At 73.7% G+C, this 12,765-nt stretch carries 12 protein-coding genes; 10 read left to right on the top strand and 2 right to left on the bottom strand.

Annotation, left to right across the window (positions count from 1 at the left end; translation table 11 throughout):
- Positions 1-138: 138 nt before the first annotated feature.
- The 6 genes from F2B26_RS10355 to F2B26_RS10330 all read left to right on the top strand — a co-directional run bounded on the left by F2B26_RS10355 (position 139) and on the right by F2B26_RS10330 (position 5,436).
- On the top strand, positions 139-1,398 hold the full coding sequence (locus tag F2B26_RS10355) for a M16 family metallopeptidase (protein WP_159809029.1): 1,260 nt from the start codon (positions 139-141) through the stop codon (positions 1,396-1,398).
- Positions 1,399-1,449: 51 nt separating this feature from the next.
- Entirely contained in the window at positions 1,450-2,268 is an 819-nt protein-coding gene (locus F2B26_RS10350) for a hypothetical protein (RefSeq protein WP_159809027.1), read from the top strand.
- Positions 2,269-2,457: 189 nt separating this feature from the next.
- On the top strand, positions 2,458-3,096 hold the full coding sequence (locus tag F2B26_RS10345) for a TetR/AcrR family transcriptional regulator (RefSeq protein WP_159809025.1): 639 nt from the start codon (positions 2,458-2,460) through the stop codon (positions 3,094-3,096).
- Positions 3,097-3,153: 57 nt separating this feature from the next.
- The gene (locus F2B26_RS10340; RefSeq protein ID WP_159809023.1) at positions 3,154-4,110 is read left to right on the top strand and encodes a DUF5692 family protein; all 957 of its coding nucleotides are present in this window, start codon (positions 3,154-3,156) and stop codon (positions 4,108-4,110) included.
- A 100-nt stretch (positions 4,111-4,210) separates the two neighbouring features.
- Positions 4,211-4,966, top strand: a complete 756-nt coding sequence (dapB, locus tag F2B26_RS10335) for a 4-hydroxy-tetrahydrodipicolinate reductase (RefSeq protein ID WP_159809021.1) — start codon at positions 4,211-4,213, stop codon at positions 4,964-4,966.
- Complete coding sequence (locus F2B26_RS10330) at positions 4,963-5,436, top strand: hypothetical protein (protein ID WP_159809019.1); 474 nt, start codon at positions 4,963-4,965, stop codon at positions 5,434-5,436. Before dapB ends, F2B26_RS10330 begins: the two co-directional genes overlap by 4 nt.
- Before the next feature lie 36 nt (positions 5,437-5,472).
- Here F2B26_RS10330 and F2B26_RS10325 read toward each other — a convergent pair whose 3' ends face one another.
- The gene (locus F2B26_RS10325) at positions 5,473-6,045 is read right to left on the bottom strand and encodes a GNAT family N-acetyltransferase (RefSeq protein ID WP_235929604.1); all 573 of its coding nucleotides are present in this window, start codon (positions 6,043-6,045) and stop codon (positions 5,473-5,475) included.
- On the bottom strand, positions 6,042-7,511 hold the full coding sequence (locus tag F2B26_RS10320; RefSeq protein WP_159809017.1) for an NAD-dependent succinate-semialdehyde dehydrogenase: 1,470 nt from the start codon (positions 7,509-7,511) through the stop codon (positions 6,042-6,044). Before F2B26_RS10320 ends, F2B26_RS10325 begins: the two co-directional genes overlap by 4 nt.
- 171 nt (positions 7,512-7,682) lie before the next feature.
- On the opposite strand from F2B26_RS10320, the gene F2B26_RS10315 reads away from it, so the two are divergent.
- The 4 genes from F2B26_RS10315 to F2B26_RS10300 all read left to right on the top strand — a co-directional run bounded on the left by F2B26_RS10315 (position 7,683) and on the right by F2B26_RS10300 (position 12,514).
- On the top strand, positions 7,683-8,492 hold the full coding sequence (locus tag F2B26_RS10315) for a thymidylate synthase (protein WP_159809015.1): 810 nt from the start codon (positions 7,683-7,685) through the stop codon (positions 8,490-8,492).
- 11 nt (positions 8,493-8,503) lie between these two features.
- Positions 8,504-9,766: a dihydrofolate reductase gene (locus F2B26_RS17655; RefSeq protein ID WP_159809013.1), complete on the top strand. Its 1,263-nt coding sequence runs from the start codon at positions 8,504-8,506 to the stop codon at positions 9,764-9,766.
- A 113-nt stretch (positions 9,767-9,879) separates the two neighbouring features.
- Positions 9,880-10,794, top strand: coding sequence for a 4-hydroxy-tetrahydrodipicolinate synthase (gene dapA, locus F2B26_RS10305; RefSeq protein WP_159809011.1), 915 nt, complete (start codon positions 9,880-9,882; stop codon positions 10,792-10,794).
- A gap of 37 nt (positions 10,795-10,831) precedes the next feature.
- Complete coding sequence (locus F2B26_RS10300) at positions 10,832-12,514, top strand: ribonuclease J (protein ID WP_159809009.1); 1,683 nt, start codon at positions 10,832-10,834, stop codon at positions 12,512-12,514.
- The last annotated feature ends 251 nt before the right edge of the window (positions 12,515-12,765 follow it).

Here is a 12,765-nt window from a genome sequence, read left to right as displayed (position 1 = left end):
ATCGGCGAGATCGACCCGCGCGGCAAGCTGTCGCTGCTCGCGGTCACCGAGGACGAGCCTGCCGAGGCGGCCGACCAGGCCGCGGACGCCCCTTCCGCCTGACGTGCCGATGGACCTGCCGCTCGTCCCGGCGAGTCGGTGGTGCGCCGTTCCGTGCTGCCCGGTGGGGTGCGGGTGCTCACCGAGCAGGTGCCGGGCCTGAGGTCCGCCTCGGTCGGCGCGTGGGTCGGCGTCGGGTCACGGGACGAGGAGACGGGCCACCACGGCTCGACCCACTTCCTGGAGCACCTGCTGTTCAAGGGCACCGCGACCCGGTCCGCCCAGGACATCGCGGAGGCGTTCGACGCCGTCGGTGGCGAGGCGAACGCAGCCACCGGCAAGGAGCACACCTGCTACTACGCACGGGTGCTGGACGCCGACCTGCCGATGGCGGTCGACGTGATCTGCGACATGGTGACCTCGGCGCGCCTCGACGTCGACGAGCTCGAGCTCGAGCGCGGGGTCATCCTCGAAGAGCTCGCGATGAACGACGACGACCCGAGCGACGTCGTGCACGAGCAGTTCGCCACCGCGGTTCTCGGGCAGCACCCGCTCGCCCGGCCGATCGGGGGCACGCCGGCGACCATCAAGGGCGTGCCGCGCCAGGCCGTGCTGGAGCACTACCGGATGCACTACCGGCCCGACACCCTCGTGGTCACCGCGGCCGGTGGCGTCGACCACGACGTGCTCGTCGACCAGGTGCAGCGGGCGCTGCAGACCGGCGGCTGGGCGCTGGACCCGGGGGCGCGTCCGTCCGACCGTCGCGCACGTCCGGGCGGCGTCCCGGCCGGGTTGCCGACCGACGGCGTGCAGGTGTCGGTGCGTCGTCCGACGGAGCAGGCGAACGTCATCGTCGGCGGGACCGGGCTGACCGCGACCGACGACCGGCGGTTCGTGCTCTCGGTGCTCAACGCGGCCCTGGGCGGCGGGATGTCGTCCCGGCTGTTCCAGGAGGTGCGCGAGCGGCGCGGCCTGGCCTACTCGACCTACTCGTTCGCGTCCGGTCATGCCGACACCGGGCTGTTCGGCCTGTACGCCGGGTGCACCCCCGCCAAGGTCGACGAGGTGACGGCGCTGCTCGTGCTCGAGTGGGAGAAGCTCGCCCAGGAGCCGATGGGTGGCGCCGAGCTGGCCCGTGCCATCGGGCAGCTGTGCGGGTCGCTCGTGCTCGGCATGGAGGACACCGGGTCGCGGATGACCCGGCTCGGCAAGGCCGAGCTCGTCTCGGGGGAGCTGCTCAGCGTCGACGAGTCGCTCGAGCGGATCCGCGCCGTGACGGCTGCTCAGGTCCAGGACCTGGCCGCCGAGCTCGCCGCCCGCCCGCGGTCCGTCGTGCTCGTGGGGCCGTTCGGAGACTGAGGACACCGGGCACCCGCGCCTTCGGGCCGGTGGGCAGGCAGGATGGGCCGTATGACACCGGACCCGTCCTACCGTCGGTTCGCCGCCCCGCCGCAGCTGCGTGGTGTGGTCGAGCACGTGTGGGTGGTGCGGTGCCCGCCGGCTCCTGAGGTGGAGATCGTGCTGCCCGACGGGCACGGTGTCGTGCAGGTGGTCGTGGGGAAGGTGCCCACGCTGCGTGGGCCGTCCGGGCGGGCCGAACCTGACGGGACCGGGATCCGCGGCCCGCTGCGGCACACCCGGGTGCGCACGCAGCCCGGGTCGGTGCGGCTGGGCGCGCAGCTGCACCCGCTCGGCCTGGCCAGGCTGCTCGGGCCGGTGCCGCCGCTGGTCGACGCCCTGGTGCCGGCCGACCCGGTGCTCAGCGGCGACCAGGTCCGGTCGGTGAGCGAGCTCCTCGAGCGGGGGAGCGATGCGGAGGCGGCTGCTGCGCTGCTCGACCAGCTCGCTGCGGCCCCCCGGTACGACAGCCCCGAGGCGGACCTGCTCGACGACGCCCTCGAGCAGGTCGCGGTGCTCCGCGGGCTCGTGCGCCCGGCGGACCTGGCGCGCACCGCCGGGGTGGCGCTGCCGGTGCTGCACCGCTCGTTCACGGCGCTCCTCGGCCAGGACCCGGCGGCGCACCTGGCCGCGGTCCGCTTCTCGACGTTCGTGCGGGAGAGCGTGGGCCTGGGGTCGGTGACCCCGTCGCGGGTGCTGGCGGCCGTCGAGTGGTACGTGCGTGCCGGGTACCCGCCGCGTGAGGTCGAGCGGTTCACGGGCCTGCCGCCGGCGGAGCTGCGCCGGGTCGCCGAGTGGTTGGCCGACGAGGTGGGCGAACCGGCCCGCTAGGCGTCTGACCTGACGGTCCGCTCGACCCCCCGGTCGCCCCGGCCTGCAGCTCGACCCGTCCGTCTGGAGACCCGGCCGGCCGGTCAGCCTTGCCTGCCCGCACAGGCGGCGCCGAGGTGCCTCCCAGGCTCTTCGTCCTATTGACGGTGTGTCAATGAATCGTACGTTGGTTGCCGGAGGTGATCGGCGATGGCGGCAGGACGACGGACCGTGCTCGACCCGGCGCAGCGGTACGACCTCATCGTCGACGCCGCGATCGAGGCGTTCGCCGAGCGGGGGATCGCCCGCACGACGGTGAGCGACGTCGCCCGCGTCGCCGGGGTGACGCGCGGGCTCGTCTACCACTACTTCCCGACCATGGACGAGCTCGTCGACGCCGTGCTCGACCGTTCGGTCGCGGCGTTCGTCGAACGCGTGCGGCTCTGGGACGCCGAACGTGAGGTCGGCCAGATCGAGCAGGCGGTGCACGAGGTCGTCGTCATGCTGCGCGAACAGGTGCACCCCGGGCACCCGCGCCGGCTGGACCTGCGCGACCCGGCCAACTCGGCGGTCTACCAGCGGTTCGTGGACCGCGCCGTGGCCGCCGTCGTCGACTGCCTCCAGGTGACGACCGTCGAGGCGTACGCCGCCCGGCACCGCATCGAGATCACCCATGTGCGTGAGGTCTTCACCGTGCTCGTGCACGGGCTCGTGGGTCTGGTCCGCACCCAGCCGGACGTGCCGGACGAGGTGCTCGCCTCTGTGGTGCGCCAGGTGCTGCGGCTCGACCCGGACGAGCCGACCGACCGACATCCTGGCACGGGAGGTGGGCGGCCGGATCTCGGGTGACGACGCCCACCGCAGATCCACGGGTCGCACCGGCGACCCTCACCGGAAGGTACGACGATGTTCTTGTTCAGTTCGATCCCCTGGTACGCGGCCCTCATGTGGTTCGTCGTGCTCGGTGCCCTCATCGGGCTCAACGAGGTGACGCGGCGCTGGAAGGGGGCGGGGCTCGCCTTCTTCGTCGCGCTGCCGCTGCTGCTCACGATCTTCGTGTGGCCGCACACCGCCACCGGGTCGACGGGCACCTGGTTCCACTGGGTGAAGGTCTACTCGGCGCTCGCCGGCTGCCTCGGCTTCATGGCCCTGCGGTACGTGCCCGGGCTGGCCGCCAAGCGCTGGGCGCTGGCGTTCCCGCCGGTCATCCTCGCCCTCAACATCGCCGAGGCGGTCATCCGTGACGTGCAGGTCGGCGGCATGACCAAGGGAGTCGTCGACGGCGTCTACATGGTCCCCGGACCGTGGAACTACATGAACGCCGCGGCCGGGCTGCTCAACCTGCTCACCATCTGCGGCTGGGCCGGCATCTTCATCTCCAAGGGCCGCTCCCGGGACATGATCTGGCCGGACATGCTCTGGTTCTGGATCATCCCCTACGACCTGTGGAACTTCGCCTACGTCTACAACTGCGTCGGTGACCACGCCTTCTACGCCGGTGCCGCGCTGCTCATCTCGTGCACCATCCCCGCGTTCTGGCTCAAGCGGGGCGCCTGGCTGCAGCACCGTGCGCACACCCTGGCGCTGTGGATGATGTTCACGATGGCCGTCCCGGCGCTCGTCACCACCTCGATGTTCGCCGTGCCGTCCTCGCACAACCCGGCGGCGCTGCTCACGGTGAGCGCCATCTCGCTGGCCTCCAACCTGGCGCTCGCGGTCTACCAGGTGCTCACCATCGTGCGCACCCGGCGCAACCCGGCCGTCGGCACCGAGCTCTACCCCGAGCTGGGCTCCTACCAGCGTGTGCTCGAGGGCGAAGGCGTCACCACGACGCCGCCCGCGACGTTCGTCGCGACCGCCTGAGCCCGACGCACCGCCACGGCCCACGGCCGCCGTCCAGGAACCTCGACGGCAGCCGTGGGCCGGCGCTGTGAGCCCGTCGTGCGCACTAGGGTGGGCGACCGTGGCAGATGCGCTCAAGGTGGCGGTGCTCGGTGCGGCCGGCCGGATGGGACGGACTGTCGTCGACGCGGTCAACGGTGCCGACGACCTCGAGCTGGTCGCGACGCTCGACGCCGGGGGCGACCTCGACGACGTGGTGGCCAGCGGCGCCCAGGTCGCGGTCGACTTCACCGTGCCGACGGTCACGCAGTCCCATGTGCACGCCCTCGTCGACGCCGGCGTGCACGTCGTGGTCGGCACCACCGGCTGGGACGAGAGCGCGCTGGCCCGGGTCCGTGACCACCTGGCGCAGGCCCCCGGGGTCGGCGTGGTCGTGGCCCCCAACTTCGCCATCGGCGCGGTGCTCACCACGCACTTCGCCGCCCAGGCCGCCCGCTGGTTCGAGTCCGTCGAGGTCGTCGAGCTGCACCACCCGGACAAGGTCGACGCGCCGTCCGGCACCGCCCGGCACACCGCGTCGCTGATCGCCGCGGCACGTGCCGACGCCGGGCTGGGGGCGAGCCCGGACGCGACCACCCAGGAGCTGCCCGGTGCGCGGGGCGCGGTGGTCGACGGCGTCCACGTGCACGCCGTGCGGCTGCGGGGCCTCACCGCCCACCAGGAGGTGCTGCTCGGCAACCCGGGGGAGCAGCTGACGATCCGGCACGACTCCTACGACCGGATCAGCTTCATGCCGGGGGTGCTGCTCGCCGTGCGGGAGGTGCCCACCCGGCCGGGCCTCACCGTCGGGATCGATGCGCTGCTGGGTCTGGTGTGAGCCGCACCCGGCTGCTGGCGATCGGCGGCGCCGTCGGCCTCACCGTGCTGCTCGGGCTGTACGTGTGGCTCGTGGCGCTGCGGGCCGTCGTGCTGCTCGGCACCGGCTCACCGGTCGGGGTCGCGCTCGGGGTTGCCTTCCTCGTGCTGCCGCTGCTCGTCGTGGCGCTGCTGGTCAAGGAGTGGATGCTCGCGATCGACGTGCAGCGCATGGCCGATGTGCTCGCCGACGAGGGCGGGCTGCAGGTCGACGACCTGCCGCGCTCACCGGGCGGGCGGATCGACCGCGAGGTGGCCAGGGCCCAGTTCGACGAGCTCCGTGAGCAGACCGAGGCCGCGCCGCAGGACTGGCGCTCGTGGTACCGGCTGGCGTTCGCCTACGACGCCGCGGGGGACCGGTCGGCCGCCCGCGGCGCGCTGCGCACCGCCTCCCGGCTGCACCGCGCGGGGCGCCGGGACGGGGCGCGCTGATCCGGTCCCGCCGCATCGCGCGCCGGGTCGGTCAGCTCACAGCTCGGCGACCCAGCGGGCCTCGCGCACCTCGACCCCCTCGGGAGCCGCGGCGCTCGTGAGCTGACGCATCGCCCCGTCGGGGCCGAGCCCGCTCTGCGACAGGAACCGGATGCGTGCCTCGTCGTCGGTGAGCACCCAGGTGCTCAGGTGCCGGCCGCCGTCGAGGCGCAGCAGGTCCACCACGGCCGCGAGCAGCCGTGACCCGTGCCCGGCGCGCTGGTCGCCCGGGGCGACCTCGAGCGCGAGCAGCAGCCCTCCGGACGTCGGCTCCTCGTCGTCCGGGGGGACCGGTGCGACCGAGGCGAAGCCGACCACGCGCGGACCGGCGCAGGCCACGAGCACGCGGTAGCCGGGACCCGGCGGTGCGGTGATCGCGACCCGCCAGGACGCGGTCATGGCCGCCGCGTCGAGCTGACCGAGCACCCGCGGGCCGAGCAGCTCGGCGTGCGACTGACCCCATGCGGCGAGCTGGATGGCCGTGATGGCCTCCTCGTCACCGACGATGGCCGGCCGGACCGACAGATCGGCCGAGACCGCCCCACCGCCGAGCGGCAGCGGACCGCTCACAGCGCCACGTACACCGACTCGAGGTACTCCTCGATCCCGGCCTCCCCGCCCTCACGGCCCAGACCCGACTGCTTGACCCCGCCGAAGGGTGCGGTCGCATCGGAGACCATGCCACGGTTGATGCCGACCATCCCGGCGTCGATCGACTCGGCCAGGCGCAGCGCGCGCGAGACGTCGCGCGTGTAGGCGTAGGCCACCAGGCCGAACGGCGAGGCGTTCGCGAGCGCGACGGCCTGGGCTTCGTCACCGAAGGAGACGACCGGTGCCACCGGGCCGAAGATCTCCTCGGTGACCACACGTGCGTCCGGTGCGACCCCGCCGAGCACCGTGGGCGCGTAGAAGTAGCCCGGGCGGTCCACCGGGTCGCCGCCGATGCGGACCGTGGCGCCACCGTCGACCGCCTCGCCCACGAGCTCGCCGACGTGCTCGACGGCCGCCTGCTCGATGAGCGGGCCGACCGTCACCCCGGCGTCGGCGCCGTGGCCGACGACGAGCTGGGCGAAGGCCGCCGTGAGCTTGGCGGTGAACTCCTCGGCGACCTGCTCGGCCACGAGGAAGCGGTTGGCTGCCACGCACGTCTGACCGGCGTTGCGCATCTTGGCCGCGACCGCACCGGTGACCGCCGCGTCGATGTCCGCATCGGCGAACACGAGGAACGGTGCGTTGCCGCCCAGCTCCATCGAGGTGCGCAGCACGTTGTCGGCGGCCTGCTTGAGCAGCGCCCGGCCGACCTCGGTGGAGCCGGTGAACGACAGCTTGCGCAGCCGCGGGTCGGACAGCAGCGGGCCCGAGACGGTGCGCGCCGAGGAGGACGGCACGACGTTGATCGCCCCGGTGGGCAGGCCGCGGGCCTCCAGCTCGGCCCGGATGATCTCGGCCACGTAGTTCGTCGTGAGCGGGGTGAGCTGGGCCGGCTTGACCACGGCGGTGCAGCCGGCGGCCAGGGCCGGGGCGACCTTGCGCGCGATCATCGCGATCGGGAAGTTCCACGGGGTGATGAGGTACGCGGGCCCGACGGGCCGGCGCAGCACGAGCTGGTGGTGGGTTCCGGCCGGGGCGCGCCGGGCCAGCCCGTCCAGCCGGACGGCCTGCTCGGAGTACCAGCGCACGTACTCGGCGGCGTACAGCACCTCGGCCCGGGACTCCGCGAGCGGCTTGCCACCCTCGGCGGTGACGATCCTCGCGATGTCGTCGGTGTGCGCGACGAGCGTGTCGAAGACGGCGCGCAGCAGGTCCGAGCGCACCCGGGGTGCCGTCGTGCGGTACTCGGCGAACGCCCGGTCGGCCGCGTCCAGGGCGTCGCGGGCGTCCTGCTCGTCACCGTCGGCGACCTCGAAGAGGACCTCCGTCGTGGCCGGGTCGGCCACCGGGAAGGTGCGGCCGGAGTGCGCGGGGCGCCACTGGCCGTCGACGAGCACTCCGGTGGGCACGTGGGCTGCGACGGCGGGGGGGATCGGGGAGACCATGCACCCATCTTTGCGTGCGCCAGGGTCTCCTGTCCCGCACCTGCGGGGGCGTCGTCCGGTCGGCTGGGCCCGCGGCCGTCCGGTCGGTGACCCGACGCGCGCGCCCGACGCCCCGCCCGTGCCGGCACCGGCTCCGGAGGAGGTGCGCCCGCGTCGCCTAGGCTTGCCGTCATGAGCGACAGCCGGCCGCCGACGCCGTACGAGGACCTGCTGGCGCGGGTGCTCGAGTCCGGGACCCCGAAGTCGGACCGTACCGGGACCGGCACCCGCAGCCTGTTCGGCCAGCAGCTGCGCTACGACCTGGCGGCGGGCTTCCCGGTCGTCACCACCAAGCGGGTGCACCTGAAGTCGGTGGTGTACGAGCTGCTGTGGTTCCTGCGCGGAGACTCCAACGTCGCCTGGCTGCGCGAGCACGGCGTCACCATCTGGGACGAGTGGGCCGACGCCGACGGTGAGCTCGGACCCGTCTACGGCGTGCAGTGGCGCTCGTGGCCCACGCCCGACGGCGGCCACATCGACCAGATCGCCCAGCTCGTGGCGAACCTGCGCGCGGACCCCGACTCGCGCCGGCACCTGGTGAGCGCGTGGAACGTCGCGCAGCTGCCGGCGATGGCCTTGGCCCCCTGCCACGCGCTGTTCCAGTTCTACGTCGCCGACGGCCGGCTCAGCTGCCACCTCTACCAGCGCAGCGCCGACATGTTCCTCGGGGTGCCGTTCAACCTGGTGAGCTATGCGCTGCTCACCCACATGGTGGCCCAGCAGACCGACCTGGAGGTCGGCGAGCTGGTGTGGACCGGCGGGGACTGCCACATCTACGACAACCACGTCGACCAGGTCCGCGAGCAGCTGAGCAGGGCGCCCTACCCGGCCCCCACGCTGCGGCTGCAGAAGGCGCCCTCGATCTTCGAGTACACCTACGAGGACGTCGAGGTCGTCGGGTACCAGCACCACCCGACGATCAAGGCGCCCATCGCGGTCTGACGGGGCCGGCCATGGGACTGTCCCTCATCTGGGCGCAGACGCCGGACGGCGTCATCGGGGTGGACGGCACGCTGCCGTGGCACGTGCCGGAGGACCTGGCGCGTTTCCGCAGGCTGACCCGCGGCCACCCGGTCGTCATGGGCCGACGCACCTGGGAGTCGCTGCCGGCGGCCATGCGGCCGCTGCCCGGCCGGGACAACATCGTGCTCACCGGGTCGGGCCGCTACCAGGCGCCCGGTGCGGTGGTCGCCTCCAGCCTGGACGACGCGCTCGCCGTCGTCGGCGACCGGGACGCCTGGGTGGTCGGCGGCGGGTCGGTGTACGCGGCGGCGCTGCCGCACGCCGACCGGGTCGAGGTCACCATCGTGGACCGCGGTCTGCGCGGGGACACCTATGCGCCGGTGCTGGACGAACGTCGCTGGATGCCGGTGGCGTTCGAGCCCATCGAGGGCTGGTACACCTCGGCCGCCGAGGGCACCCGGTACCGCTTCGTCACGTACGCGCACCGTCCCGAGTCCTCGCCGGCGCACGACCCACGGCTGCAGGCCCCGCACACGGTGCGCTGCGACTGGGGGCGTCCGGGCGCCCGCGCCGTGGCCGCCGGCCCCGACCGGCTGGCGGTCGTGGTGGACGTGCTCACGTTCTCCACGACGACCTCGGCGGCCTGCGCACGCGGGATCGACGTCGCCCCGTTCCGCTGGCACGACCCGCGGGCCCAGGTGTTCGCCGACGAGCACGACGCCGTCCTGGCCAAGGACCGCTCGACCGGGGGCCCGAGCCTGTCGCCCGGGTCGGTGCACGGTCTGGGCCGGGACCGGCTCGTGCTGCCGTCGCCGAACGGCGCCACCACCTCGCTCGTCGTCGCCGCGACCGGGGCGCACGTGGTCGCCGGGTCGGTGCGCTCGGCCGATGCGGTGGCGCGCTGGTGCGTGCGACGGCTGGCCGAGGACCCCTCGCTCGTCGTGGCCCTCGTGCCCACCGGCGAGGGGTGGCCCGACGGTGCGCTGCGCCCGTGCGCGGAGGACCTGTGGGGTGCCGGTGCGGTGGCCGACGCGCTCGTGCGGCACGGTGTGGACGACCTGTCCGAGGAGGCCCGGCTCGCCCGTCATGCCTGGTTGGCGGTCGCCGACGGGTTCACCGAGCACCTGCTGGCCTCGGCCAGCGGCCGCGAGCTCGTCGAGCGCGGCTGGGCGGACGACGTGCGGGCGGCCGCCCGGCTGGACGCCGACGACGTCGCGCCGGTGCTGGTCGACGGCTGGTTCCGCTCGGCCTGACCGGCGGTCAGGGCCCCGGGTCCGCCCGCGGGGACCGGCGGACCGGGGCGGTACCCGACCGTCAGCGACGGACGGGACCGGCCGGTGGGGGTGCTCGGCGGTACCGTGGCCCCATGCCGCAGGTCACGTCGTCGTCGCGCCCGTTCGGCGCGGTGCTCACCGCCATGGTCACCCCGATGCGTGAGGACGGGTCGGTCGACGTCGATGCCGGCGTCCGCCTCGCCCGCTGGCTGGTGGACCGCGGCAACGACGGGCTCGTGCTCAACGGCACCACGGGGGAGGCGCCGACCACGCACGCCCCGGAGAAGGCCGACCTCGTGCGGGCGGTCGTCGACGCGGTCGGGGACCGGGCCTTCGTCGTGGCCGGGGCGGGGTCGAACGACACCGCGCACGCCGTGCGGATGGCCGAGCAGGCCGCCGTCGCCGGTGCCCACGGGCTGCTCGTCGTGAGCCCGTACTACTCCCGCCCGTCGCAGGAGGGTCTGGCCAGGCACATGGAGGCCGTGGCCGACTCCACCGACCTGCCGGTCATGCTCTACGACATCCCCGGCCGGGCCGGGGTGCGCATCGCCCCGGACACGATGGCCCGGTTGGCCGAGCACCCGCGGGTGGTGGCCGTCAAGGACGCGACGGGTGACCCGGTCGGTGCCGCGCGCGGCATCCTGCGCACGTCGTTGGCCTGGTACTCCGGCGACGACACCCTCTACCTGCCGATGCTCTCCCTCGGCGCTGTCGGCATCGTGTCGGTCGCCGCGCACGTGGCGGCGCCCGCGTTCGCCCAGCTGACCCGTGCCTGGGACACCGGTGACCACGCCGGGGCCCTGGCCGCGTTCCGTTCCATGCTGCCGGCCATCGACGCGCTCAACGGCGCCGGGATGCAGGCCGCCGCGGCGAAGGCCGGGTGCCAGCTGCTCGGCCTCCTCGACTCGCGGGCCACCCGGCTGCCGGTCACCCCCTACACCGACGCCGAGGTGAGCGTCGTGCGCGACGGGCTCGTCCGCGCCGGGCTGCTCGCCCCGGTCGTCTGACCGGACCTGTTCTGTCTTCCTACGTCTGGAGCTTCACGTGAGTCATCCCCACCCCGACCTGACCCTGCCGCCGCCGCTGGAGCCGGGCGTGCTGCGCATCGTCGCCCTCGGTGGGCTCGGTGAGGTCGGCCGCAACATGGCGGTGCTCGAGATCGACGGCCGCCTGCTGGTGATCGACTGCGGTGTGCTGTTCCCCGAGGACCACCAGCCGGGCGTCGACCTCATCCTGCCCGACTTCGACTACATCGCCGACCGGCTGGACGCGATCGAGGCGATCGTCCTCACCCACGGGCACGAGGACCACATCGGCGCCGTGCCGTACCTGCTGCGGCTGCGGCCCGACATCCCGCTCGTCGGCTCCCAGCTCACGCTCGCCTTCGTCGTGGCCAAGCTCAAGGAGCACAAGATCACGCCGCGCACGCTCACCGTCGCCGAGGGCTCGGTCGAGCGGCTCGGGGCGTTCGAGTGCGAGTTCGTCGCGGTCAACCACTCCATCCCGGACGCGCTCGCGGTCGCCGTGCGCACCGCGGCCGGCACCGTGCTGCACACCGGCGACTTCAAGATGGACCAGCTGCCCCTCGACGGACGGATCACCGACCTGCGGGCGTTCGCCCGGCTCGGTGAGGCCGGGGTCGACCTGTTCATGGTCGACTCGACGAACGCCGAGGTGCCGGGGTTCGTCGCGGGGGAGCGCGAGATCGGCCCGGTCCTCGACCGGGTGTTCGGGGAGTCCGGCCGGCGGATCGTCGTGGCCTCGTTCTCCTCGCACGTGCACCGTGTCCAGCAGGTGCTCGACGCGGCGGCGCTGCACGGGCGGCGGGTCGCCCTGGTCGGGCGCTCGATGGTGCGCAACATGGCGATCGCCGGTGAGCTGGGCTACCTCAAGGTGCCCGACGGCGTGCTGGTCGACGTGAAGAACGTCGACTCGTTGCCCGACGACGAGGTCGTCCTCATGTGCACCGGGTCGCAGGGTGAGCCGATGGCTGCGCTGTCCCGGATCGCCAACAACGACCACCAGATCAAGGTCGGTCCCGGCGACACCGTGATCCTGGCGTCCTCGCTCATCCCGGGCAACGAGAACGCCGTCTACCGGGTCATCAACGGCCTCATGCGGCTGGGTGCGCGCGTCGTGCACTCGGGCAACGCCAAGGTGCACGTCTCGGGGCACGCGGCGGCCGGTGAGCTGGTCTACTGCTTCAACATCCTGCGCCCGCGCAACGTGATGCCGGTGCACGGCGAGGTGCGGCACCTGGTCGCGTCCGGTGCGCTCGCCGTCAAGGCCGGGGTGCCGGCTGCCAACGTGGTGCTCGCCGAGGACGGCGTGGTCGTCGACCTGTCCGACGGGCAGGCCCGCATCGTCGGCGCGGTGCCCTGCGGCTACGTCTACGTGGACGGGTCGTCGGTCGGCACCATCACCGAGGCCGAGCTCAAGGACCGTCGGATCCTGGGCGACGAGGGCTTCGTGTCCATCTTCGCGGTGGTCTCCTCGGCCGACGGCTCGGTGCTCGCCGGCCCGCAGATCCAGGCCCGTGGCTTCGCCGAGGGGGACGAGGTGTTCGAAGCGATCCTGCCCGAGCTCACCTCGGCCCTGCAGGACGCGGCGCGCACCGGCGCGGACACCCACCAGCTGCAGCAGGTCATCCGTCGGGTCGTGGGGCGCTGGGTGTCCAACCGTCTGCGGCGGCGCCCGATGATCATCCCGGTGGTCATCGAGGCCTGAGCAGGGGCGGTCCCGGGCGGTCCGGCCACCCGGCTGGGCGCCCGGGGCGGTGCAGCCGGGTGGCCGCCCCCGGCGTGCCCTGCCGCCGTGCCGGGGCAGGTGGTCGATACCGTGGGGACCATGGCCTCCCGTACGTCCACCCCACCCGCCTCCCGTCGGAGCGGTGCGTCGGCGTCCGGTGCTGCCAAGCGCACGCCGCGTCCGGCCAAGCGCCCGGCCGCCCCGCCGTCCGGACCGGCGCTGCCGGTGCG

Source organism: Cellulomonas citrea (assembly GCF_009829685.1).
Taxonomy (GTDB): Bacteria; Actinomycetota; Actinomycetes; order Actinomycetales; family Cellulomonadaceae; genus Cellulomonas; species Cellulomonas citrea.
This window is presented reverse-complemented; position numbering and strand designations above follow the sequence as displayed.